The 23,626-nt window shown below is 73.2% G+C and carries 23 protein-coding genes and 1 pseudogene; 15 read left to right on the top strand and 9 right to left on the bottom strand.

Translation table 11 applies throughout. The features are described from left to right. Positions 1 to 336 precede the first annotated feature (336 nt). Positions 337 to 1,104: an alpha/beta fold hydrolase gene (locus tag ACGF13_RS32395; protein WP_392882084.1), complete on the top strand. Its 768-nt coding sequence runs from the start codon at positions 337 to 339 to the stop codon at positions 1,102 to 1,104. Between the two features lie 206 nt (positions 1,105 to 1,310). Beyond that, the gene (locus tag ACGF13_RS32390) at positions 1,311 to 2,375 is read left to right on the top strand and encodes an alpha/beta hydrolase (protein WP_392882082.1); all 1,065 of its coding nucleotides are present in this window, start codon (positions 1,311 to 1,313) and stop codon (positions 2,373 to 2,375) included. A gap of 24 nt (positions 2,376 to 2,399) precedes the next feature. On the opposite strand, the gene ACGF13_RS32385 is transcribed toward ACGF13_RS32390, so the two are convergent. Then, a complete protein-coding gene (locus tag ACGF13_RS32385) occupies positions 2,400 to 3,401 on the bottom strand; it encodes a S41 family peptidase (protein ID WP_392882079.1) in 1,002 nt (333 codons plus the stop codon). Between the two features lie 90 nt (positions 3,402 to 3,491). On the opposite strand from ACGF13_RS32385, the gene ACGF13_RS32380 reads away from it, so the two are divergent. From ACGF13_RS32380 to ACGF13_RS32350, 7 genes and pseudogenes are all read left to right on the top strand, one after another. Beyond that, positions 3,492 to 4,004 (top strand): ArsR/SmtB family transcription factor, encoded by a 513-nt coding sequence (locus tag ACGF13_RS32380; protein ID WP_392882076.1) that lies wholly within the window; start codon positions 3,492 to 3,494, stop codon positions 4,002 to 4,004. Positions 4,005 to 4,224: 220 nt separating this feature from the next. Then, positions 4,225 to 4,530, top strand: coding sequence for a GNAT family N-acetyltransferase (locus ACGF13_RS32375; protein ID WP_392882075.1), 306 nt, complete (start codon positions 4,225 to 4,227; stop codon positions 4,528 to 4,530). A gap of 413 nt (positions 4,531 to 4,943) precedes the next feature. Continuing rightward, entirely contained in the window at positions 4,944 to 6,050 is a 1,107-nt protein-coding gene (locus ACGF13_RS32370; RefSeq protein WP_392882073.1) for an LLM class flavin-dependent oxidoreductase, read from the top strand. Positions 6,051 to 6,070: 20 nt separating this feature from the next. Further along, positions 6,071 to 6,703 (top strand): CE1759 family FMN reductase, encoded by a 633-nt coding sequence (locus tag ACGF13_RS32365; protein ID WP_392882070.1) that lies wholly within the window; start codon positions 6,071 to 6,073, stop codon positions 6,701 to 6,703. A 197-nt stretch (positions 6,704 to 6,900) separates the two neighbouring features. Beyond that, the gene (locus ACGF13_RS32360; RefSeq protein ID WP_392882068.1) at positions 6,901 to 8,427 is read left to right on the top strand and encodes an FMN-binding glutamate synthase family protein; all 1,527 of its coding nucleotides are present in this window, start codon (positions 6,901 to 6,903) and stop codon (positions 8,425 to 8,427) included. A gap of 277 nt (positions 8,428 to 8,704) precedes the next feature. Continuing rightward, a pseudogene (locus ACGF13_RS32355) lies at positions 8,705 to 9,277 on the top strand (carbohydrate binding domain-containing protein); the annotation flags it as partial. Between the two features lie 42 nt (positions 9,278 to 9,319). Then, positions 9,320 to 10,423 carry a chitinase gene (locus ACGF13_RS32350; RefSeq protein WP_392882266.1) on the top strand — a complete coding sequence of 368 codons (1,104 nt, stop codon included), beginning with the start codon at positions 9,320 to 9,322 and terminating at the stop codon, positions 10,421 to 10,423. A 131-nt stretch (positions 10,424 to 10,554) separates the two neighbouring features. Here ACGF13_RS32350 and ACGF13_RS32345 read toward each other — a convergent pair whose 3' ends face one another. After that, positions 10,555 to 11,598, bottom strand: coding sequence for an NAD(P)-dependent alcohol dehydrogenase (locus tag ACGF13_RS32345; protein ID WP_392882066.1), 1,044 nt, complete (start codon positions 11,596 to 11,598; stop codon positions 10,555 to 10,557). 299 nt (positions 11,599 to 11,897) lie between these two features. Between ACGF13_RS32345 and ACGF13_RS32340 the strand changes: the two genes are divergently transcribed. Both ACGF13_RS32340 and ACGF13_RS32335 read left to right on the top strand, forming a co-directional pair. Then, the gene (locus tag ACGF13_RS32340) at positions 11,898 to 13,223 is read left to right on the top strand and encodes a peptide ligase PGM1-related protein (RefSeq protein WP_392882063.1); all 1,326 of its coding nucleotides are present in this window, start codon (positions 11,898 to 11,900) and stop codon (positions 13,221 to 13,223) included. A 41-nt stretch (positions 13,224 to 13,264) separates the two neighbouring features. Next, a complete protein-coding gene (locus ACGF13_RS32335; RefSeq protein WP_392882060.1) occupies positions 13,265 to 14,263 on the top strand; it encodes a zinc-binding alcohol dehydrogenase family protein in 999 nt (332 codons plus the stop codon). A gap of 50 nt (positions 14,264 to 14,313) precedes the next feature. Here ACGF13_RS32335 and ACGF13_RS32330 read toward each other — a convergent pair whose 3' ends face one another. From ACGF13_RS32330 to ACGF13_RS32320, 3 genes are read right to left on the bottom strand one after another with little or no spacing between them, the layout of a single operon-like run. Further along, positions 14,314 to 14,844 carry a MaoC family dehydratase gene (locus tag ACGF13_RS32330; protein WP_392882058.1) on the bottom strand — a complete coding sequence of 177 codons (531 nt, stop codon included), beginning with the start codon at positions 14,842 to 14,844 and terminating at the stop codon, positions 14,314 to 14,316. Positions 14,845 to 14,862: 18 nt separating this feature from the next. Beyond that, a complete protein-coding gene (locus ACGF13_RS32325; RefSeq protein ID WP_392882056.1) occupies positions 14,863 to 16,098 on the bottom strand; it encodes an aminotransferase class I/II-fold pyridoxal phosphate-dependent enzyme in 1,236 nt (411 codons plus the stop codon). A 2-nt stretch (positions 16,099 to 16,100) separates the two neighbouring features. Beyond that, positions 16,101 to 17,036 carry an HpcH/HpaI aldolase/citrate lyase family protein gene (locus ACGF13_RS32320; RefSeq protein WP_392882054.1) on the bottom strand — a complete coding sequence of 312 codons (936 nt, stop codon included), beginning with the start codon at positions 17,034 to 17,036 and terminating at the stop codon, positions 16,101 to 16,103. Between the two features lie 246 nt (positions 17,037 to 17,282). Here ACGF13_RS32320 and ACGF13_RS32315 point away from each other — a divergent pair, with 246 nt between their 5' ends. The 4 genes from ACGF13_RS32315 (at position 17,283) to ACGF13_RS32300 (ending at position 22,311) form a co-directional block, all read left to right on the top strand. Beyond that, entirely contained in the window at positions 17,283 to 19,127 is a 1,845-nt protein-coding gene (locus ACGF13_RS32315; protein WP_392882051.1) for a hypothetical protein, read from the top strand. Between the two features lie 393 nt (positions 19,128 to 19,520). After that, positions 19,521 to 20,600, top strand: coding sequence for an inosamine-phosphate amidinotransferase 1 (locus ACGF13_RS32310; protein ID WP_392882049.1), 1,080 nt, complete (start codon positions 19,521 to 19,523; stop codon positions 20,598 to 20,600). Positions 20,601 to 20,727: 127 nt separating this feature from the next. Beyond that, positions 20,728 to 21,387, top strand: coding sequence for a hypothetical protein (locus tag ACGF13_RS32305; protein WP_392882047.1), 660 nt, complete (start codon positions 20,728 to 20,730; stop codon positions 21,385 to 21,387). Positions 21,388 to 21,465: 78 nt separating this feature from the next. Beyond that, positions 21,466 to 22,311, top strand: a complete 846-nt coding sequence (locus ACGF13_RS32300) for a PIG-L family deacetylase (RefSeq protein WP_392882044.1) — start codon at positions 21,466 to 21,468, stop codon at positions 22,309 to 22,311. An 85-nt stretch (positions 22,312 to 22,396) separates the two neighbouring features. Here the strand turns inward: ACGF13_RS32300 and ACGF13_RS32295 are convergent, their stop codons facing one another. The 4 genes from ACGF13_RS32295 to ACGF13_RS32280 form a co-directional block, all read right to left on the bottom strand. Next, entirely contained in the window at positions 22,397 to 22,597 is a 201-nt protein-coding gene (locus tag ACGF13_RS32295) for a hypothetical protein (RefSeq protein WP_392882042.1), read from the bottom strand. Positions 22,598 to 22,699: 102 nt separating this feature from the next. Continuing rightward, positions 22,700 to 23,050 (bottom strand): hypothetical protein, encoded by a 351-nt coding sequence (locus ACGF13_RS32290; protein WP_392882040.1) that lies wholly within the window; start codon positions 23,048 to 23,050, stop codon positions 22,700 to 22,702. A 113-nt stretch (positions 23,051 to 23,163) separates the two neighbouring features. Then, positions 23,164 to 23,355 carry a hypothetical protein gene (locus tag ACGF13_RS32285; protein ID WP_392882038.1) on the bottom strand — a complete coding sequence of 64 codons (192 nt, stop codon included), beginning with the start codon at positions 23,353 to 23,355 and terminating at the stop codon, positions 23,164 to 23,166. An 80-nt stretch (positions 23,356 to 23,435) separates the two neighbouring features. Then, positions 23,436 to 23,618, bottom strand: a complete 183-nt coding sequence (locus ACGF13_RS32280) for a hypothetical protein (RefSeq protein WP_392882035.1) — start codon at positions 23,616 to 23,618, stop codon at positions 23,436 to 23,438. Positions 23,619 to 23,626 lie beyond the last annotated feature (8 nt).

Raw genomic sequence — 23,626 nt, 5'->3', positions numbered from 1 at the left:
TAGGCGGCCCGGCGCCGACGGACTTGCCCGTCAGCGCCCACCGCTGTGCGGATCCTGCACGCCTGCGGACGCACGGCCCCCGGAGCAGCGGGAACGTGCTTCGTGGGCACCCGTCCCGGTGGCCTTGCTACAGAGCGATGAAGCTTCGTCGGGCAATCCCTACGTCGGTCGGTGGTCACCCGGTCCGGTGCGCGGCGAGAATCGTCACGACGAGCCGCCGCCCATCTCCTCGGCGGGGCAGGCCCATGCCGCCCACGCCGACCGGCGCAACCCGGCCTGAACCCGCCCCCGCAGCCCTGTCGCGTCCGGCCGTCCGGCGCCAGTCGAAAGGTCGCCATGCCCTCCACCCGGCCCACCGTCGTGCTCGTCCACGGCGGTTGCTCCGACGCCAGTACCTGGTTCGGCGTCGTCGCCGAGCTCCACCGCCGCGGACTGACGGTCCTCGCCGTCGCGAACCCGTTGCGGGGCCTCGCCCATGACGCCGCCTACCTGGCCGACGTCGTCGCGGGCATCGACGGCCCCGTCGTCCTGGTCGGCCACTCCTACGGGGGCGCCGTGATCACCGAGGCCGGGGCCGCCCCCAACGTCCTCGCGCTGGTCTACGTGGCCGCCTACCTGCCCGACGTGGGGGAGAACTACTGCGCGCTCGCGCGCCGTTTCGCCCCCTCGCCGCTGATCTCCCGGCTGCGGCACACGGAGTTCACCACCGGCGGCACCGAGCGGGCGACGGAGCTCTCGGTACCCGCGGACTGCTTCCGGCCGCTGGTCGCCGCCGACCTCGACGCGGAGCTGGCTCAGGTGCTGGCCGCGATCCAACGCCCCGTAGCCGAGCGGGTGTTGATCGACGCGCCGACGGTGGCGGCCTGGCGCGCGAAGCCCTCGTGGGCCCTGGTGACGGGCGCCGACCGGGCGCTGCCGCCGGCCGTCCAGCGCTTCACGGCCGAGCGCGCCGGTGCCACCGTCCTCGAACTGCGCGACGCCTCCCACAGCGTGGCCGTCTCCCGGCCCACCGCGGTCGCGGAACTCATCCACGATGCCGGCAAAGCCGATCGTGTACAGTCGGCGGATCTCCCGATCGAGGAAACCGCACCCGATGGACATTGAGGCGCTCGTCGTGGGGGCGGTCGACGCGCCGCTCGCCCCGGCCGGAATCCGTGCACGATCAGACCAGCGGCGCCGACGCCCCGGCAGTACGGTCGGTGGCGTGTCACCGGCTCGGGCGGACCGGCGTTCCGCTCGGCTCGGACCGAGTCCACGCCGGGGCGCGCAACGCCTTGCCGCGTCCCTTCGATCAGGTCAGGAGCGACGAGTTGTCCGAGCCCACCCCGCAGCCTGACCGGCGCCCGGTGCTCGACCGGGCGCTCCAGGAGTTCCTGGACGCCGGGGCCGGCCGGTCCGCCACGGAGCTGCCGGACCTCTCCTTCCTCGCCTGTGACCTCGCGCCGGGTGCCGGGTCGGACGGTTGGCCGGATGGCTGGCCGAGCGCTTGGTCGGACGAGTGGCCGGCCGACGGCGAGTTCGAGGACGAGGACGAGTTCGAGGACGACCCGTGGGGCATCGAGTCGGAGTGGCTCGCCCTGCCCTGTGAATCCGCGGGGCGGGTGCACGTCCAGGTGACCAGGCCCGTCGGCGCCGCCCGGCCCAGTCCGGTGGTGCTGTTCCTGCCCGGCCTGGGCTGGTCGCTCGGTGACGCCGACTGCTACGCCCGGCTGGTGCGGGAGTTCGCGCTGGGTGCGGACGCGGCCGTCGTGTACGTGGACTACGCCCGGGCCCCGGAGGCGCGCTACCCGGTGGCCGTCGAGCAGTGTTACGCGGTGGCCCGGTGGATCCACCAGCACGGTCATGAGATCGGGCTGGCGGGGGAGCGGATCGCCGTCGTCGGGGACTCGGCGGGGGCCAATCTGGCGGCGGCGCTGACGCTGCTGGCCCGGGAGCGCGGTGAACTTCCGCTGGTCCAGCAGGTGTTGCTGTATCCGGTGACCGACGCCGACTTCGACACCCCGTCCTACCGCCGGTTCGCCACCGGCTACTTCCTGCACCGTGAGCACATGCGCCGGTTCTGGGACGACTACCTGCCCGAGCGGGACCGGCGCTCGGAGGCGACGGCCGCGCCGCTGCGGGCGTCGCTGGAGCAACTCGCCGGGCTGCCGCCGGCCCTGGTGGTCACCGCGGAGGCCGACGTGCTGCGGGACGAGGGCGAGGCCTATGCGGCCAGGCTCCGAGCGGCCGGGGTGCCGGTGGTGGCCACGCGCTACCAGGGGGTGATGCACGGCTTCCTGCTCGTCGGCGGGGTCCATCCCACGGGCACCACCCGGGCCGCGCTGATCCAGGTCGTGGACACCGTGCACATGGCGCTGCACCGCCGGCCCTGGTGAGGTGAGGGCCGGCGGCGCCGGGCGTCAGAGCCGGTCGTCCGACGGCGCGGGGCGGTCCTCGGCCCGGCCGCCCAGCGCCCGCCGGGCCTCCTCGGCGGACGGGGTGTCACCGCCGAGCCGGGCCACCTCGGCCAGCGCCGCGCGGTGGGCCACCTCGTGGGCCAGGGCCGGGTCCGTCGCGGTGTCCGGGATCACGCCGGTGCCCTCCCAGTTGCCGCCCGAGACCGGGTTGATCGAGCGGGCGGTCGGGATGGTGGCCTCCAGGTGGGGGTGGAGGGTGAAGCCCCGGCGGGGGTTGGCGCCGCCGCCGGACACCTCGCCGACCACCACGGCGCGGCCGCGCTGCTGGAGGTCGTACGCGAGTTCCTCGCCGCCCGAGAAGGTGGCCGCGCTGATCAGCACGTAGAGCGGCTTGCTGCCGCCGAACCGCGGGCCGGGCACCTGGGCGGGGCTCCAGAACTGCTGCTCGGCGTCCTCCTCGCGGTCGTAGAGGGTGTTGAGGTGCGTCGGCTCGTCGAAGAGGTGGCCGCAGATGTGGGCGGTCGTGTACGGGTGGCCGCCGACGCACTCGCGCAGGTCCAGGATCAGGGCCTCGGCCCGCGCGACCAGGGCGAGCGCGGCGTCCAGCGATCCGCCGGTCATGTCGAGCGGGAAGAGGATCGGCGCGAGCTTCAGCAGGGCGACCCCGCCCTCCAGGCGCTCGATCCGGGGCACGCCGCCCAGCGAGAGGTCGGCGGCCCTGGTCAGCTCGGCGAGGACGGCGCCGTCCTCCTTGTCCGCGGGGATCGGGTGGGGGTGGAACTTCAGCCGCAGGTGGCCGTCGGCGTTGACCGACCGGAGGTCCTCGGTGACCAGCCGGCCGAGCGTCTCGGGATCCTCGGCCCGGTGGTAGCGGCCCTGGGACAGCGCCTCGGCGAGGCGCCCGGCGATCCGCTCGCCGACCTCGGGGAAGACGTAGAGCTCGGTGGTGAGCCGGCTCACCTCGGTGACGATCCCGGTGATCTCGGCCGACTGAAGCCCCGCCATCTGTTGCCCCCCGCTGGTGATGATCGATCAGGTCGGCACGAGTAGAGCACGCGGCTTGCGAAAGCGTCAAGAAAATTGGACGCTTTACGGGTGGAGGATCAGACCCAGGACCAGGAACTCACCATCGAGAGCCCGCGGCAGTACAAGGCGCTCTCCCACCCGCTGCGCCAGCGGCTGCTGCTGGCACTCGGCGGGGAACCCGTCACCGTCGGCCGGCTGGCGGCGCTGCTGGACAGCCGCAAGGGCACGGTGGCGCACCACCTCAAGGTGCTCCAGGACGCCGGCGTCGTCCGCATCGTGGAGACCAGGAAGGTGCGCGGCGGCAGCGAGCACCTCTACCAGCGCACCGCCCGGCGGATCACCGTGGCCGGAGCGGACGCCGGGCCGACCACCGCGCTGCTCGGGGCGGTGGCCGAGGAGTGCGCCAAGGCCCCGCAGGAACCGCTGCTGGTGCTGCGGCACCTGCGGCTGACCGCCGACCAGGCCGCGCGCCTCGGCGCCGCCCTCCAGGCCCTGGTGGACGAGGCCGCCGAGGCCCCGCCGGGAGAGCCGGTGCACGGCGTGCTGGTGGCGCTCTACGAACAGGGCGGCGGGCGCGGTTGACCGGTCGCCGGGACGGGACGCCGCCGAGGGCGTCGAGCGCCCTCGGCGGAGGTTCGGCTTCCGTTCGGTGCGCGGACCGACCGCAGCCGGTGCACCGTCGGAACAGGCCCCGGCCAGGCACGTTCCTAGCCTGAGGACCGACACCGAGGGGCTCCGGAGGTCCGCTCCGGTGCCGCGCGTTCCAGCGGCGGCCAATGCCGCGACCAGCAGGAGGAAGACCATGGGACAGACCGTCAGCGACGACGCGGAGAAGTCGCGCTTCGAGATCCGTGACGGCGGGGAGCTCGCCGGTTTCGCCGAGTACCACCGGTCCGGCGGCGAGATCGCCTTCATCCACACCGAGATCGACCCCCGGTTCGAAGGACGCGGCCTGGGCGGCGTGCTGGTGCGCGCGGCGCTGGACGCGGCGCGTGAGCAGGGGCTCGCCGTCCTGCCCTACTGCCCCTTCGTCCGGGGCTGGATCATCAGGCACCCCGAGTACGCCGACCTCGTCCCGGCCTCGCACCGGGCGCGCTTCGGCCTCTGAGGCGTTCGGACGGTTCGCTGCCGGCGTGCCGGCAGCGAACTGCCGCCGTTATGCCGCCGTTCTGACGCATGCCGACGGGCTCGGGCTCCGGGTGGTTCCCCACCCAGGGCCCGAGCCCGTCCGGCGTCGCCCGCCCGGCGCGGCAGGAGCGGGCCCGTGTCCACGGCCCGGCCGGATCGGCGGGGCGTCACGCCAAGGACACCAGCCCGCGGTCGGCGGGAGGTTCTGCTCGCTCCGCGCCCGGGACTGTTCCGACAACGCACGAGCACGGCCACCCCGGCCCGTCGCCGACGGCAGTGCGCTGCCGGGCAACTGGCGATGCGTTGCGAAGTCCGTCCGCCCGTCGTCGGTTGCCTAGGTTTCGATGGGCGGCCCGACCGGGCCGCGACCAGCCGAGGGATAGGCGAAACCCCATGCAGTTCGGGATATTCAGCGTCGGTGACGTGACGGTCGACCCGACCACGGGCCGGGAACCGAGCGAGCGAGAGCGCATCAAGGCGATCCTGGCCATCGCGCTCAAGGCCGAGGAGGTGGGCCTGGACGTCTTCGCCATGGGCGAGCACCACAACCCGCCGTTCGTCCCGTCCTCGCCGACGACCATGCTCGGGTGGATCGCCGCGAGGACCGAGCGGATCGTGCTCTCCACCGCGACCACCCTGATCACCACCAACGACCCGGTGAAGATCGCCGAGGACTACGCGATGCTGCAGCACGTCGCCGACGGCCGCGTCGACCTGATGCTCGGGCGCGGGAACACCGGCCCGGTCTACCCGTGGTTCGGCCAGGACATCCGCCAGGGCATCCCGCTCGCGGTGGAGAACTACGCGCTGCTGCGCCGGCTGTGGCGCGAGGACGTGGTGGACTGGGAGGGCCGCTTCCGCAGCCCGCTGCAGGGCTTCACCGCCACCCCGCGCCCGCTGGACGGCGTGCCGCCGTTCGTCTGGCACGGCTCGATCCGCAGCCCCGAGATCGCCGAGCAGGCCGCCTACTACGGCGACGGCTTCTTCCACAACAACATCTTCTGGCCGCAGGAGCACACCCGGAAGATGGTCGAGCTCTACCGCGAGCGCTTCGCCCACCACGGCCACGGCACGCCGGAGCAGGCGATCGTCGGCCTCGGCGGGCAGGTGTTCATGCGGAAGAACTCCCAGGACGCGGTGCGCGAGTTCCGTCCGTACTTCGACAACGCGCCGGTGTACGGCCACGGGCCCTCGCTGGAGGAGTTCACCGAGCAGACCCCGCTGACCGTGGGCAGCCCGCAGGAGGTCATCGAGCGCACCCTCGGCTTCCGCGAGGCCGTCGGCGACTACCAGCGCCAGCTGTTCCTGATGGACCACGCCGGCCTGCCGCTGAAGACCGTGCTGGAGCAGCTCGACATCCTCGGCGAGGAGGTCGTGCCGGTGCTGCGCGAGGAGTTCGCCAAGGGCCGGCCCGCGACCGTTCCCGACGCCCCCACCCACGCCACGCTCCGGGACGACGCCCCCGCCACGCCCGGGGACGACGCCCCCGCCACCTCCTGACCAGGACGGAGTTCTTCCCCATGGAACCGACCTCGCCGACCTCGCCGATCACGCTGGCCGTGGTCTCGGGCGGCCTCAGCCTGCCCTCCTCCACCCGCCTGCTGGCGGACCGCCTCACCGAGGCCACCTCCGCCGAGCTGGCCCGCTCGGGCCGTGAAGTCCGGGTGCTGATACACGAGTTGCGCCCGCTGGCCACCCCCATCTCGCACCACCTGCTGTCCGGCTTCCCCTCGCCGTCCCTGGGCGACGCGCTGGAGCAGGTGAGCACGGCCGACGCGCTGATCGCCGTGTCCCCGATCTTCTCCGCCTCCTACAGCGGACTGTTCAAGTCGTTCTTCGACCTGCTCGACCCCGGCGCCCTGGAGGGCAAGCCGGTGCTGATCGGCGCGACCGGCGGCACCGCGCGCCACTCGCTGGCCCTGGAGCACGCGCTGCGTCCGCTCTTCGCCTACCAGCGCGCGCTCGTCGCTCCGACCGCCGTCTTCGCGGCCTCCGAGGACTGGGGCGGTACGGGCGACAGCCGCACCGACACCCTGCCGCGGCGGATCGAACGGGCCGGGGCGGAGCTCGCGGCGCTGACCCTCGCGGCGCCGGCGAATCCGCGGCGGGCCGACGGTCCGGCCGTCACCCCCTCCGCGCTCGGCTTCCACTGACCCGGCGAGCACTCCCGGGGATCCGCTCCCGCCGTCACGAACCCGACGGCGGGAGCGTCCGCGTGTCCGGGCCGCCCGGTGCGGCCCCTGACCGCCGACCCGTCGACCGGGCCTCTTAACATCATTTGGCACTGTTCGACGGACGCCGATGCCCGCGAGCCCGCGTGCCCGCCGTCCGACACCGAGGAGGAACGTCCATGCAAGCCCGGAAGATCGGCGCGGTCGCCGCGTCAGCGGTGGCGATCCTGGCTGCCCGCGACCTCGTCCAGAAGAGGCACGCGCTGCTCCGGAACTTCCCGGTGGTCGGGCACGCCCGGTACCTGCTGGAGCGGATCGGGCCGGAGCTGCGGCAGTACATCGTGACCTCCAACGAGGAGGAGCGCCCCTTCAGCCGTGACCAGCGCACCTGGATCTACGCGTCGGCGAAGGAGGAGAACAACTACTTCGGGTTCGGGACCGAGGTCGACGTCGAGCACGTCCAGGGCCACGCCTACCTGAAGCAGCGCACCTTCGCCGGCACGCTGCCCGACGCCCACGACCCGCAGGCCCCGCTGCCCTCGGCCAAGGTGCTGGGCGGGCCGCGCGGGCGCGCCAAGGCGTTCCGGCCGGCGAGCGTGGTGAACATCTCGGCGATGAGCTTCGGCTCGCTCTCCGGCGCGGCCATCACGGCGCTCAACAAGGGGGCCGCGCTGGCGGGCACGATGCACAACACGGGCGAGGGCGGCCTCTCCCCGCACCACCGCAACGGCGGTGACCTCGTCCTCCAGCTCGGCACCGCGTACTTCGGCTGCCGCGACGAGGACGGCGGCTTCAACCTGGACAAGCTGAAGGAGGTGGTCGCCGGCGCCCCGGTCAAGGCGATAGAGATCAAGCTCTCCCAGGGCGCCAAGCCCGGGCTGGGCGGGATGCTCCCGGGCGCGAAGGTGACCCCGGAGATCGCCGGGATCCGCGGCATCCCGGTCGGCAAGGACTGCGCCTCCCCGTCGCGGCACACCGCGTTCGGCGACGTCGACTCGATGCTCGACTTCGTCGAGCTGCTCGCCGCCGAGACCGGCCTGCCGGTCGGGGTGAAGAGCGCGGTGGGGGAGCTGGGCTTCTGGCAGGAGCTGGCCACCCTGATGGCGCGCGGTGACCGCGGGGTCGACTTCGTGACGATCGACGGCGGCGAGGGCGGCACCGGGGCGGCGCCGCGGATGTTCGCCGACTCGGTGTCGCTGCCGTTCCGGATGGGCTTCTCCCGGGTCTACGGCACCTTCGCCGAGCTGGGGCTGACCGACGACCTGACCTTCATCGGCTCGGGCAAGCTCGGGCTGCCCGAGAACGCCGCGGTGGCCTTCGCCCTCGGCGCCGACATGATCAACGTGGCCCGTGAGGCGATGCTGTCGATCGGCTGCATCCAGGCGCAGAAGTGCCACACCGACAAGTGCCCCACCGGCATCGCCACCCAGAACCCGTGGCTGGCCCGCGGCGTCGACCCGGCGTCCAAGGCCGACCGGACCGCCAACTACCTGCGCACCCTGCGCAAGGAGCTGCTGAAGGTCTCGTCGGCCGTCGGCGTCGCCCACCCCGGGCTGATCACCGCCGACGACGTCGAGATCCTCAACGGCGACTACGAGGCCCGCACCCTGGCCGGGGTCTACGGCTACAAGGACGGCTGGGGCGAGCTCGGCCCGCAGCTCGCCGAGGAGATCACGGCGCTGATGACCGCCCCGCGGACCGTCTGACGCCCCCTCACCGGAGCCACAGCCGCGGCCCGAGATCGGCCTCCAGGGCGCCCGCACCGACCCGGATCGGTGCGGGCGCCCTGTCATGACGTTCGGAAGCATGCGGGGAAATTGGTCCAGACCTCAAATGGTCCAGACCTATTGACGTGCCTTGCCGCCCCTCCTACGATCCGGTCGGGCACTGCTCCGCACATCCCCCCCCACTTCACCCAGAGCCGGGCGTCACGCCCCCACGCGTCGGTCATGTCCATGACGCTCGGCGGAAAGGGAGCACAGCATGTTTCGTCGGAGGTCACGCACGCCGCGCCCGTCGGGCGGGAGCGAGCCGCTCGGAACTCCCCGGCCGCGGCGGGCGGCCGTGGAGCGCGCGACGCGGGTGGACCGGACCGGTCGCGCCCGGCCCGGGGCGACCGTCCTGCACCGCTCCCTCGCCGGGGTGAGCGCCGCCGCCGTCATCGGGGCCGGCCTCGCCGTGGCCGGCACCACCGTCACGGCCGGGGCCGCCACCCCCAACCTGGTGGCCAACCCCGGCTTCGAGAACGGACTCTCCGGCTGGACCTGCTCCGGCGGCACCGCCGCGGCCGTCGGCAGCCCGGTCCACTCCGGTGCCTCCGCGCTCCAGGCCACGCCGACCGGCCAGGACACCGCCCAGTGCAGCCAGACCATCAGCGTGCAGCCCAACTCCCAGTACACGCTGAGCGCCTACGTCCAGGGCAGCTACGTCTACCTGGGCGCCACCGGCACCGGCGGCGGCAGCGACCCGTCCACCTGGACGGCGAGCAGCGCCTCGTACGGCCAGCTCAGCGTGGGCTTCACCACCGGGGCGAACACCACCTCGGTGACCGTCTACCTGCACGGGTGGTACGGGCAGCCCGCGTTCTACGCGGACGACGTGTCGCTCACCGGCCCCGGCGGCAGCAGCCCCTCGCCGACCGCCACCACGCCCACGACCCCGCCGCCCACCAGCACCCCGCCGACCACCCCGCCTCCCACCAGCACCACGCCGACCACGCCGCCGCCCACCACCACCCCGCCGGGCGACACCTGCCCCACGAAGCCCAAGCCCTCCGGCAAGGTCCTCCAGGGGTACTGGGAGAACTGGGACGGCGCCTCCAACGGCGTCCACCCCGGCATGGGCTGGGTCCCCATCACGGACAGCCGGATGGCCGCGCACGGCTACAACGTCATCAACGCCGCCTTCCCGGTGATCCTCTCGGACGGCACCGTGCTGTGGCAGGACGGCATGGACACCAACGTCAAGGTCTCGACCCCCGCCGAGATGTGCCAGGCCAAGGCGGCCGGGGCGACGATCCTGATGTCGATCGGCGGCGCCGCCGCGGGCATCGACCTGAGCTCCAGCACCGTCGCCGACAAGTTCGTCGCGACCGTCGTCCCGATCCTCAAGAAGTACAACTTCGACGGCATCGACATCGACATCGAGACCGGCCTGTCCGGCAGCGGCAACATCAACACGCTGTCCGCCTCCCAGGCCAACCTGATCCGCATCATCGACGGCGTGCTGGCCCAGATGCCCGCCGGCTTCGGCCTGACGATGGCCCCCGAGACCGCGTACGTCACCGGCGGGAGCGTCAACTACGGCTCGATCTGGGGCGCCTACCTGCCGATCGTCAAGAAGTACGCCGACAACGGCCGGCTGTGGTGGCTGAACATGCAGTACTACAACGGCAGCATGTACGGCTGCTCCGGCGACTCCTACCAGGCCGGCACCGTCCAGGGCTTCACCGCGCAGACCACCTGCCTGAACAACGGCCTGACCATCCAGGGCACCACCGTCAAGGTGCCCTACGACAAGCAGGTGCCCGGCCTGCCGGCCCAGCCCGGCGCGGGCGGCGGCTACATGGACCCGGGCCTGGTCGGCCAGTCGTGGAACGCCTTCAGCGGCTCGCTGAAGGGGCTCATGACCTGGTCGATCAACTGGGACGGCTCGAAGGGCTGGAGCTTCGGCGACAACGTCAAGCGCCTCCAGGGGCGTTGACGCCCCGGTGACACACTGCTGAGATCCCGCTGAACCCCCGCGCCCCGGTGCACCGTTCCCGGTGCGGCCCCGGTCCCCGACCGGAACCGCGCCCGGCCCGGAGCCCGGGGCGGTCGGTTCCCGGCCCGTTGTCAGATGGTGGCGGTGTCGATGACGAAGCGGAAGCGGACGTCGCCGGCGCGGACGCGCTCGTAGGCGTCGTTGATCTGCTCGGCCCCGATCAGTTCGATCTCGGCCGCCACACCGTGCTCGGCGCAGAAGTCCAGCATCTCCTGGGTCTCGGCGATGCCGCCGATGCCCGAACTGCTCATGCTGCGGCGGTTGCCGTACACCGACCGGAGGTCGACCTGCAGCGGCTCCTCCGGGAGACCGAGGTTGACCATGGCGCCGTCGGTGCGCAGCAGCGAGAAGTAGGCGGCGACGTCCAGCGGGGCGGAGACGGTGTTGAGGACGAGGTCGAAGGTGCCGGCCAGCTCCTGGAAGGTCGCCGGGTCGCCGGTGGCGCGGTAGTGGTCGGCGCCCAGCCGCAGGCCGTCGTCCTTCTTGCGCAGGGACTGGGAGAGCACGGTGACCTCGGCGCCGAGCGCGTGGGCGATCTGCACGCCCATGTGGCCGAGCCCGCCGAGGCCGACGACGGCGACCTTCCGGCCGGGGCCGGCCTTCCAGTGCCGCAGCGGGGAGTAGGTGGTGATGCCCGCGCACATCAGCGGGGCGGCCCTGTCCAGCGGCAGCGCGTCGGGGATGCGGACGACGTAGTTCTCGTCGACGACCACGTTCTTCGTGTAGCCGCCGTACGTGGGCAGGCCGTCCTTGCCGACGGCGTTGTACGTCCACACCGGGCCGTCGGCGCAGTACTGCTCCAGGCCGGCCCGGCAGTTGTCGCAGACGCGGCAGGAGTCGACCATGCAGCCGACGCCGACCCGGTCGCCGACGGCGTACCGGGTGACGCCAGGGCCGACCTCGGCGACGACACCGGCGATCTCGTGCCCGGGCACCATGGGGAAGATCGCCTCGCCCCAGCCCTCGCGGGCCTGGTGGATGTCGGAGTGGCAGATGCCGACGAAGGCGATGTCGATCAGCACGTCGTGCTCGCCGACCGCGCGGCGCTCGATGGTCGTGCGCTCCAGCGGGGCCTTGGGGGCCGGTACGGCGTAGGCGGCGACGGTGGTGGTCATGGGAGTGCGTCCCTCTCTGCGGATGGAGCCGTGGCGGTCGGGCCGGCTGCCGTACGGGCGGTCCGACGGCTGCCGCGGCGAGTACGGCGACACCGTAGCCGAGGACGGCGGCGAACAGGGCGGGCCCGTCCCGCCGCGCGGGTCGCGGACCCGGCGGTTGTTCGGCGTTTTGTTCAATGACCGAGGGCCGAACCAGAACAACCCCGGTGCGCTACACCGGTAGCGCACGTCACACCCGTGCCGTGGGTGACACGGGACCTTGAGCCGCACCAGCGCCGAACGCCGGGAGAGTCCACCAGATGACGACGCTCTGCATCGCGAACAGCCGAACCGAGGAGATGGTCGGGGACCTCACCGGGATGACGCCGCGGGAGCGGCTCTTCTCCGGGTGCGCGGCACAGCGGATGCTCTGGTGGGCCGAGGACGGCGACGTCCTGGTGCTGCCCTGCGGCCCCGACCCGGAGTTCCTGGCGTACGTCACCGGGCTGACCGGCGTGCGGGCCGACGCCCTGACCTTCGTGGTGCCGCCGCCGGGGGCCCAGGGCGACCAGGTGCTCACCACCGACCGCCTGGCCGACCCGGGCTTCCGCGCCGAGCTGCGCCGCGTCCTGGACGGGCGCACCGTCGACGAGGTGCTGGCCATCTCGCCGAACGGCGCGGTCGCCGAGCTGGCGGACGCGCTCGGCGTGGCCCACGCCATGCCCGGCCGGCCCTTCGCCGCGCAGGGCGGCAACGCCCTGGTCAACAGCAAGGCGGGGTTCCGGGCGCTGGCCGCCGGCGCCGGGGTGCCGATCCCGCTGGGGCTGGTGGCGGGCACGCCGGCGGAGGTGGAGGCCGCGATCGAGCGGCTGCTGGCGCGCGGGCACAGCGTGATGGTGAAGGTCGAGTACCAGGGCGGCGGCCTCGGCAACGAGATCCTCGCCCGGGACGAGAAGGTGGAGGCGGTCGGCGCCGAGCGGGTGGTGCCGCTGCCGGACCGGGCGGCGGTCGCCGGGTACGTCGCCGAGCGGTGGACCTGGCTGACCGGCGGGCGCGGCCAACGGGTCGTGGTGGAGCGGTACTTCGCCGACTCCGTGCCGCTGTACGCCCAGTTCCTGATCGACGACGCGGCCGTGTCGCTCGCCGGCTGCGGCGAGATGCTGATGCGGCCGGTGGTGGTCGGGGAGATCACCCCGCCGGTCACGCCGGACCCGGAGGTGCTGGCCGAACTCGTGGACCAGGGCGCCCGGTTGTGCGAGGTGCTGCGGGTGATCGGCTACCGGGGCACGGTCAGCGCGGACGCCGTGCTGACCCCGGAGGGCGAGATCTACTTCCACGAGACCAACGCCCGGCTCACCGGCTCCAGCCACCTGCTCGACATCTTCTTCGGCCGCCTGCTGCGCGCGGAACACCGCGGCTCGCGCCACATCCTGGAGCTCGGCGGCCTGCGGGCGCCGTCCCTCGCCGAGGCCGTGGCGGCCACCGCCGCGGCCGGGCTGGCCTTCGACCCACAGACCGGCACCGGCGTGCTGTTCAGCAGCGACTTCGGGCCCGCCGACGGCTCGCTGATGTACGGCGTGATCGCCGAGACCCCGGAGGCCGTCCGCGCCCTGGAGGCCGCGCTGCTCGCGCTGTTCGCCGGATGAGGTCCGAACGGACCCCGGACCCGACGGAGGAGATCGACGGGATGGACGAGACGGACGAGAAGGACGAGGTGACCGTGGACGGGAGCGGGATGCGCGCGCTGGTGATCCACCGTTACGGCGGGCCGGAGGAACTCCGCGTCGAGACGGTGCCGGAGCCGCAGGCCGGCCCCGGCCGGGTGCTGGTCGACGTCACCCTGGCCGGCCTCAACTACGCCGACCTGGAATGCCGCACCGGCGAGTACCTCCGCTTCCCGCTGCCGGCGGTGCTCGGCGTCGACGTGGTCGGGCGGCGCCGCGAGGACGGCCGGAGGGTCGTCGCGCTGCTGCGCACCGGAGGCGGGTACGCCGAGGTGGCCGTCCCCGAGGCGGCGCACACCGTGGAGGTGCCGGACGACGTGGACGACGAGCAGGCGCTCGGGCTGCTGGAGCAGGGGGCGACGGCCTACGGCGCGCTGACCCTGGCGGGCCGGCTGCGGCCCGGCGAGGCCGTCGCGGTGACCGCGGCCGCGGGCGGGGTCGGCCACCTGGCGGTGCAGCTGGCCAGGGAACTGGGCGCGGGCCGGGTGGTCGGGCTGGCCTCCACCCCGCAGAAGCGGGAGTTCGTGCGCTCGCTGGGCGCCGACACCGTGCTCGACCCGGCGGACCCCGACCTGGCCGAACGGCTCGCGGAGTCGGGCGGGTTGGACCTGTTCCTCGACTCCGTCGGCGGCCCGGTGCTGCGCGCCGGGCTGGCCGCGCTGGCCCCCTTCGGGCGGCTGGTGTCGGTCGGAGCGCGGGAGGGGGTCGAGGACAGCTTCACGATGGGCCAGCTGACCGAGCGCTCGGCGGGGGCGCAGGGCTTCTGGCTCAAGCACGTCCTGACGGACCGGAAGCTGTTCGAGGGCGTCGCCGACCACATGTTCCGGCTCGCCGCCGAGGGACGGCTGGTGGCGCGGATCGACCGGACGGTGCCGCTGTCCGGGGTGGCCGGGGCGCACCGGGCGATGGCCGCGCGGGAGACCGTGGGCAAGGTGCTGGTGGACGTCCGCCGCGCGGACTGAGCGGCGTGCCGGGGAGGCGGGCCGACCGGCCCGCCTCCCCGGTTCGTGTGTCAGTACCCCGCGACCTCGTCCAGGCCGTGGCCGCGCAGCGGGACGAGGAAGCTGCGTTCGAACACCACCACGGTCTCGCCGGTGGACTTCGTCCCGGTGGTGCGGCAGCGCACGATGCCCTGCCCGGCGCGGCTCTCGGAGAGCCGCTTGGCGAGGGTCTCGGTCTCCGCGTAGAGCGTGTCGCCGGCGAACACCGGGTGGGTCATCCGGATGTTCTCCCAGCCCAGGTTGGCGATGGTGCGCCCGCTCGTCGAACGGGCGGTCATCCCGCCGACGATGCTCAGCGTCACCAGGCTGGAGACGATCGGCTTCCCCCACGGGGTGTGCGCGCTGTAGGCGGCGTCGATGTGCAGGGGGGCGTCGTTCATGCTCAGCATGCTCATCAGCACGTTGTCGAGCTCGGTGACGGTCCGCCCGGGGCGGTGCTCGACCACCTCGCCGACCTCGAACTCCTCGTAGTAGCGCCCGACCACCTCGCGGTAGCGGCGCTCGCCGATCCGCCGGTAGCCGGCGGGTTCGGTCGTGTCCATCGCGGCTGCTCCCAGGTCCTAGAGGTCTGCGGTGAGTTCCTTGACGTGGCCGGCGAAGTCGCGGATCATCGGCTCGTCCATGTCGGCGCGCATCATCAGTCGGAGCCCGGCCTCGCCCTTGGGCACGATCGGGAAGAACACCGCCGAGCTGTAGTAGCCGCGCTCGAAGAGCTGGGCGGACAGCTTGACCGCGCGCTCGGCGTCCCCGACGTCGACCCGGCGCACCGGCAGGCCGTTGCCCGCGAAGGTGGTCGGCAGCAGTTCGTCGAAGAGCTCGATGTTGCGGGTCAGCTTCGCCTGGAGGTCGGCCAGTTCGGGGGAGCGGTGGATGGCCGCGCTGGCCAGTGAGGCGCCGACCAGCGGCAGCGGGATGTTCTGCGACCAGCCGACCGGGCCGGCGTGCCGGTGCAGGAACTCGAACTGCTCGCGGTTGCCGAGCATCGCGACACCGCCGCTGGTGCCGAAGCCCTTGCCGAGGCTCGCGGTGATCACCGTCAGCGGGTTCATCTCCAGCCGGGAGCGGACGTAGCCCTCACCTCGCTCGCCCATGATGGACAGCGAGTGGGAGTCGTCGATGTAGAGGAACAGTCCGTAGCGGTCCTGGAGTTCGAGTAGTCCGTCGAGGGCCGCCGTGCCGCCCATCGAGTAGGCGCCGTCGGCCACGTAGGCGACCCGCGGGTACTTGCGGCAGATGTCCTCCAGGTAGTTCAGGTCGTTGTGCGGACAGGTCAGCACCAGCGACTCGTCCGCGCAGATCGGCTTCGCGTAGGCCATGCAGAAGTGGCAGAAGCGGTCGAAGACCATCACCCGGGGCCCGCCGCCGCCCTGACAGGTGCCGTCCAGGTGGCCGGAGGCGATCAGCGGCAGGATGCCGGCGGTGAGCGAGGTACAGGACGCCCCCGGCAGGATGTGGGCGCCGAACAGTTCGCCCAGCTCCTCCTCCAGCCGGACCAGCAGGTTGTGCCGGATCCGGGTGGTGGAGATGACCAGCGAGGTGCTGCGGGACTCGGTCAGCGCGTCCACCGCGCCGGCCAGCAGCGCGGGGTGGTTGTTCAGGCCCAGGTACGAGCAGGAGACCATGTTGGCGAACTCGTGGCCGGTCTCGCGGACGATCAACCGGTTGTTCGACTCCGAGTCCGCCGTGATGCCGATCAGGCCGTTGGCGGCGGCCGCCTGCCAGACCGGGTCGGCGCTGGCCAGCATGGCCTCGGCGTTGCGGTACCGGCGTGGGCCGAGGATGGATTCTTCGGTCATCGTCACTTCTCCGTCGAGTGGTTCGGGGTGTCGGTGGGCGCGTGGCCCCGTGGGTGCTGTCGTGGGTGGTGCAGGGGGTGGGGGGAGACCTCGGGCCGGGGCGGGTCGAACTGTTCGATCAGCCGCTGCGAGGCCTCGAAGAACGGCATGCCGACCATCACCCCGTCCACCACGGTGACCGAGCGGCCGTTCTCCAGACCCGCCGCGACCACCCGGCGGGCACGTTCCAGCAGCTCCTCGCCCGGGCTGAACACCTCGTTGATCAGACCGAGTTGGCGCGGATGGACGGCGATCTTGCCGCTGAACCCGAAGTCCCGGGCGAGCCCGGCCTCCCGGCGCAGCCCGGCGAGGTCGGTGACCTCGAAGAACGGGGCGTCCATCGCCTCCACCCCGGCGGCGCGGGCGCTGTTGACCACCCGGCCGCGGGCGTGGGTCAGGGCCTCCCAGGAGAGCCGGGCGCCGACCGCGAAGGCGTAGTCGGCCGAGCCGAAGACCAGCCCGCGCAGCCGGTGCCCGGCGGCCGCGATGGCGGGCGCGTGCTCGATGCCCAGCGGGGTCTCCACGACGGCCAGGAACTCCGTCTGAGGGCAGTCCGAGGCGAGCGCGCCGGCGGCGATCTCGATGTCCCGGGCGGACTCCGCCATCGGGATCAGCACCAGGTCCGGCTTGACCCGGTACCGGGTGATGGCGATCAGGTCGCGCAGACCCTCCGGTCCGGAAAGGGTGTTGATGCGCACCGCGCTGCGCGCGAGCTTGGTGGACGGGAGGGTGAAGAACTCCTCGGCGAGCCGACGGGCCTCCTCCTTTCGGGCGGGTGGGACCGAGTCCTCCAGGTCGACCATGGCGATGTCGGCCCCGGACTGATGGCTCTTGGCGTACCGCTCCACCGCCATCGCGGGTGTCGACAGGAGGGAACGGCAGTACCGCGTGAACTTCATGGATATCTCCGAAGTCAGCGAAGGCTGCGGGTTCCGGTTCTATCCCACCGGCTTTGTTCGGCGCCGTGCGGCTGGACATTGAACACCAACTCGGAACAACCGACCCGCACGCACCATTGTTTGACGCCGACGGTCCTGTGCATGATGAATCAACGGGGGGGATGGACACGAGGCACGCGCGGCGCGCGTGGCGCGTGTGGCACGCGAGGTTTTCAGGACACCGCTTCAACGGAGAAGGGGGCCGTAGTGCCGCGTCGGGAAAGTCCACTTGACCCCGGGGACGGGCCGCTGCTGCGCTTCGCGGGTGATCTGCGGGCCCTTCGGGAGCGGGCCGGAGGCCTGCCGTACCGTCAACTGGCGCTCCGCGCCCACTGCTCGGCGGCCAGTCTGTCGGTGGCGGCGGGAGGACGGCGGCTGCCCAGCCTGGCGGTCACCCTCGCCTATGTGCAGGCCTGCGGCGGGGACGTGCGGGAGTGGCAGCACCGCTGGCAGCTGCTCGCCGCCGAGCTGGCCGCCGAGACCGCGGCCCGGCGGCGCGCCCAGGACGTCGGACGGGCCCCCTATCCGGGCGCGGCCGCGTTCGAGGCCGTCGACGCCGAGCGGTTCTTCGGCCGGGAGGCGCTGCTGGGACGGCTGATCGCCCTGCTGACCGAACGGCGGCTGGTGATCGTCTCCGGGCCGTCGGGGGCGGGCAAGTCCTCGCTGGTCAGAGCCGGGTTACAGGCCCGGCTCGGCGGGGTTCCGGCCGCCGGTGCGGATCCCGGGAGACCGGCGGCCGGGGGTGGGGCGCAGCGGCCCCCGGCCGACGGCGGTGTCCCGGTGGCGCTGCTGACCCCCGGTGAACGGCCGATGGAGGCGTACGCGCTGGCCCTCGCCCGGCTCGGGCAGCGAGCCGGGGACACGGCGCGCGGCGGGGCGGGAGCGACGGCCGGGGACCCGGTGCTGGTGGTGGACCAGGGCGAGCAGCTGCTCACCCGCTGCCGGGACGCCGCCGAGCGGGCGCGCTTCCTGGACGCGCTGGTGGCGACCGCCACGGGCGGTACGGGCGAGGCGCCGGACGGCCTGCCGCCGGCGGCGCCCGCCCGCTGCCGGGTGGTGCTGGTGCTCCGCTCGGACCAGTGCGGGCCACTGCTCGCCGAGTACCCGGGACTGGCCGAGACGGCCGGGCGGCACGGGATGCTGTCGGTGGGGCGTCCGGCGCCGGACGAGCTGCGGCGGGCGATCACCGAGCCGGCGGCACGGTCCGGCTGTACCGTCGAGGGCGCGCTGCTGGCCGTCCTCATCTCGACCGCCGCGCAGCAGCCGGGCGCACTCCCGCTGGTGTCCGCGGCGCTGCTGGAGACCTGGCGGCGGCGCAGCGGCAACGCGCTCACCCTGGCCGGGTTCCAGGCCACCGGAGGCTTCGAGGGCGCGCTGGCCCGGACGGCGGAGACGCTGTACAACGGGCTGGACGCGTCCGACCAGGCGCGGGCGCGGTCGGTGTTCCTGCGGCTCGGCGGGGAGTTGGTCGGTGCCGGCGAGGAGGCCGCCGCCGGCGTGCCGGGCCTGGGCGAGGGGCTGGGGCCCGGCGGTGGGCCGGTGTCGGGCGGCGCCCTGGTGCCGGGCGGCGACGAGGGCACCCGCAAGCCGGTCCGGCGGGCCGAGTTCGACGACCCCGGGGTGCCGGAGATGGTGGAACGGCTGGTCCGGGCACGGCTCGTGGTGGTGGACCGGGACACCGTCGAGCTGTCCCACCAGGCGCTGCCGCAGGCCTGGCCCAGGCTGCGCGGCTGGTTGGCGGAGGGCCGCGAGGCGCTGGGGGAGCAGCGCAGGCTCTCGGCGGCGGCCCGGGGCTGGGCGGCCTCCGACCGGGATCCGGAACTGCTGTGCCGGGGCGGCCGGTTGGAGCAGCTGATGCGGCGGGTGGCGGCCGGGGAGCTGGCCACGGCCGGGGTCGAACGGGCCTTCCTGGCGGCCTCGGCCCGGGCGGCCGTCGCCGACCGGCGCCGGGCGCAGCGGCAGAACCTGGCGGTGGCCGGGGTCGCCGCGGCGGGCGGGGCGCTGCTGGCCCTGGCGGGCGGGAGCCGGATCCGCCGGGCCTGGCGGTGGTGAGCGCGGGGCCGGGGCGCTCGCCCGGGGAGGCCGCGGGGCCTTCGGCCCGGCCCGTGCGCCGACCGGCCCCGGGGGCGACACACGGGTATTGATCAGCGTCGGAATAACGGGAGTCGAACAACGGGCGAGGCGCGCGCAGGTGCGTCGGGACGGCCCATTCGGTGCCGATCACGGTCCTTGCGCGGCCGTGGTGGTCCGGGTAGCTTGACAGTCGATCCCGGCCCTTCGAAAGGCGAATTCGACTGCCAGGCCGGTGAATTCCCGTACGCCGCGGTCGGCCGGAGCCGGTCCGGCGATTAATCCGTCCGGCGACGCGGTTCGAGGCCGTGCGTTCCGAGCCGTCGCGTGCGCCGTGTCGTCCACGATTCCCCAAACCCGTGTCAAGGGAGAGCCATGTCCGATTCGGCCCGTCCGGTCCACAGCTGGGACGAGTTCAGCACACTGCGGGAGATCGTGGTCGGGACCGCCGTCGGCGCCCGGCTGCCCGAGCAGAGCGAGCCGTCCTCCTGGCTGTCCTGCTTCCCGAAGACCAGTGCCGCCGACCTCGCCTCGATCGAGGTCGGCCCCTACTCGCGGCAGGTCGTGGAGGAGACCGAGGAGGACCTGGACGCGCTGGTGGCCACCCTGCGCGGCCTCGGCGTCACCGTCCACCAGCCCGAAGCGGTCGACCACGCGGCCGGCTTCTCCTCCCCGCTCTGGGAGGCCGACGGCGGCTTCCACTCCTACTGTCCGCGGGACCTCACCCTGGTGGTCGGCGAGACGCTGATCGAGGTGGCGAGCCCGATGCGGCAGCGCTACTTCGAGGTCTTCGGACTACGCGGCCTCTTCCAGGACTACCTGCGCCGCGGGGCGCGCTGGCTGGCCGCTCCCCGGCCGCGACTGGGCGACGAACTCTTCGAGTTCGACGCGGACGGGCTGCCGCTGCTCGGCGAGGCCGAGCCGGTCTTCGACGCCGCGAACGTGCTGCGGCTCGGCCGGGACGTCTTCTACCAGGTCTCCCGCAGCGGCAACGAACTCGGCCTGCGGTGGCTGGAGTCCACCCTCGGCCTGCTCGGCGACGGCGGCCTGCGGCTGCACCCGCTGCGCGACATCTACGGCTACACCCACATCGACAGCACCATCGCGCTGCTGCGGCCGGGGCTGGTGCTGCTCAACCCCGAGCGGATCGGACCGGACACCGTCCCGGAGCCGCTGAAGGGCTGGGACGTCCTGTGGTGCCCGCCGGCCGAGCCCTCCGGCGACACCCCCGAGCACGCGCTCAGCGAGAGCTGGATCAGCATGAACCTGTTGATGGTCTCCCCGGACACGGCGATCGTCGAGTCCGGCCAGGAGGGCCTGATCAAGGTGCTGGAGCACGCCGGGATCACCGTCCTGCCGCACCGGCTGCGGCACTCCCGGGTGCTCGGCGGCGGGTTCCACTGCGTCACCCTGGACATCCGGCGCGACGGTGGGCTGGAGGACTACCTGTCCTGACCGGTGCGGGCGAGGGGGCCCGCCCCCTCGCCCGCGGGTCGGGGCTTGCGGGCCGGCCCGCGGGCGAAACGATCGGTCTCGATCCGGTCGCGATCGGCTGACAGTGCCGCGTGGCAGAGTTCGTCCCATGAACATCGCTACCACGCTGCACAGTTGGGACGAGTCCGTGGCCCTCTTCGAGCGCCGCGGCCTGCCCGTCTCCTCGTACGAGAACCTCTACGAGGAGTCGTACGACGTCCACTCCGGTGCCCTGTCGATCGACGGGCACCTCGACCTCGACGCCACCGAGCCGTACGGCACCGGCTACGTCGTGGACGGCGACCTCGACGTCAGCGGCGCCGTCCTCAACCTCGACGACGGCTGCCCCGCGCTGATCGTGCTCGGCGACCTGCGGGCGGCCGCCGTCTACCTGGAGGGGGACGCCAAGCTGTTGGTCCGCGGCAGCGTCCACGTGGAGGCCTTCGTCGGCAACATGACCGACAAGCTGGTCATGCTCCACGGGGACCTGCACGCCCGGGTCACCGTGCTGTCCGCCGGATTCGAGCCCGATCTGGTCGAGGGCACCCTGCACGGCCCCGTCCTGGCGCCCGCCTACCTCGCCGCCGACTACCCGGCGCTCGCCGGCGCCGAGGCGGTGCTGGTGCCCGAGGTCCTGTGCGCCGGCGCCGACGACGACCCCGACGGCCAGGGCGTGTTCGACACCCCGGGTGTCCACGGTGGCCGCCTGCAGAGCCGCATCGAGGCGGGCCTGCCCGTCACCCTGGCCGGCGGGCTTCCCGGTCGGTGAGCGGGATTTCGGGAGCGACCACCCCTCGCCGTGGCGCAGACTGGGGCGAGTACTTTTCACACCGGAGGATGGATTCTCATGGTTGACCGGCCCCTGACGCTGATGGCGGTGCACGCCCACCCCGACGACGAGGCCACCGGGACGGGGGGTGTCCTCGCCCGGTACGCGGCGGAGGGCGTCCGCACGGTCCTCGTCACGTGTACGGACGGCCGCTGCGGCGACGGACCGGGAGGGGTCAAGCCGGGCGAGCCCGGGCACGACCCGGAGGCCGTCGCCGCGATGCGCCGGCAGGAACTGGAGGCCAGCTGTGAGGTGCTGAAGGTCACTCACCTGGAGCTGCTGGAGTACGCCGACTCCGGGATGATGGGCTGGGCGAGCAACGACGCGCCCGGGTCGTTCTGGCGCACGCCGGTGGAGGAGGGCGCCGCCCGCCTCGCCGAACTGATGCGGCAGTACCGGCCCGACGTGGTCGTCACCTACGACGAGAACGGGTTCTACGGCCACCCCGACCACATCCAGGCCCACCGCATCACGATGGCGGCGCTGGAGTTGGTCGAGGAGCCGGCGTCGAAGGTCTACTGGACGACGGCGCCGCGCTCGGCGATGCAGCGTTTCGGCGAGGTGATGCGGGAGTTCGGCGGGGACCGGGAGGAGCCGGACCCGGCGGAGGCGGCCGAGATGCCCGACATGTCGGAGATCGGCCTGCCGGACGAGGAGATCAGTACCTGGGTGGACACCACCGCGTTCGGCGGCCGGAAGTTCGACGCCCTGGCCGCGCACGCCAGCCAGGGCGAGAACATCTTCTTCCTGAAGATGGGGAAGGAACGGTTCACCGAACTGATGGGCATGGAGACCTTCGTGCGGGTCAAGGACACCACGGGTACGGCCGTCCCCGAGAACGACCTCTTCGCCGGTCTGCGCTGATCCCTGGGCAGCGGTGTGCCGGCTGCGAGGCGGGTGGGCCTCGCAGCCGGCACGGCGTGGACGCGGTGCCCGTGGGCGTATCCCGTCAGAGCGCCGCCAGCGCGATCGGGGCCACCGTTTTGAGAACCTTGAACGCGGTGTCCCAGAAGGCGTCGGCCTCGACGCCGGGGGAAGCACCCAGGGCGCCGGCGGCACGGCCGCTGCGGTCGATCGACGGGGCGAGCGTCGGGAGCTGCGGGGTGGGGGTCCATGCCCGGTACCCCTCGCGGACGTCTTCCATGGTCATGGTCGCTCTTCCCTTCGTGGGTGGTGGTTCCGCCGGCCGGGCGGCCCGGGGCGGACCTGCTCGCAGGCCCGGGGCGGAGCCGCCCGGGACGGTCGGCAGGGGTCAGATGAAGCCTCCGATCACGGGGGGCGGGGCCGGCATGCAGCCGGGGGTGGGGGCACCGTCGCAGACCCAGGGCGCCGGGTCCGCGAAGCTGGGGCCGTAGAGCCCCCCGGGACCGTCCATGATCTGCGTGACCGGGTTCGCGGCGGTGGCCGCGCTCTCCCTGGCGGGGTTGGTCACCGCCTCGGACGGCTCGGGGCCGGCGATGAATCCGAGGTTCACGCTCAGGGACGACATGCTCCCTTGCGGGCTGGGGTCGATGTCGGCGACTTCCTTGACCACCTTCAGATCGGCGTCGTACCCCAAGGTGCGGTCGATCGGCGGCACCTGGGGCGGCGGCTGCTCGTACATGGTCCTGTCTCTCCTGTCCGGTGTTCCGGTGGCCGGTCGTGCGTGGCCGCGTCACCGGGCGGGGTGGCCGGCGCCGGACCGTTCGGGGCCCGTCGCCGGCGTGGGGTGCCTCATCAGAGGAACGACTTGAGCAGGCTGCCGCCGATGTTGAGGGCCTGGTCCCACCAGGCGTCGGCCTCGACACCGGGGGTGCCGCCCAGGGCGCCGCCGGTGCGGCCGGTGCGGTCCACCGGCGGGGCGAGCTTCGGAAGCTGCGGGGTGGGGGACCACTCCCGGTGCTCCTCGCGGAATTCTTCCTTGGTCATTTCTGCTCATCCCTTCTCGTCGTGTCGGTTGTTCCGTTTGGTCGCGTTCCGTCCTCGGCGGGGCCCGTCGGGGCGGGGCGTCAGAGGGCGGCGTAGCACATGCCCCGGGCCGGGCCGGGGAGGTCGGCGCAGACCGACCGGGCCGGTGCGGCGCCCGGGTTGTCGGGCAGGCGGCCGGCTTCGTCCCGGCCGTCCCTGCGGACCGGCGGGGCGAGGACCGGCAGTCTGGGCGCGATCCTGGGGGCCGGTGCGGGGGTTCTCATGATCCGCC

The sequence above is a fragment of the Kitasatospora sp. NPDC048286 genome, assembly GCF_043201735.1.
In the GTDB taxonomy this organism is placed as follows: domain Bacteria; phylum Actinomycetota; class Actinomycetes; order Streptomycetales; family Streptomycetaceae; genus Kitasatospora.
The sequence above is the reverse complement of the archived record's forward strand: the minus strand, read 5'-3'. Positions and strand labels throughout refer to the sequence as shown.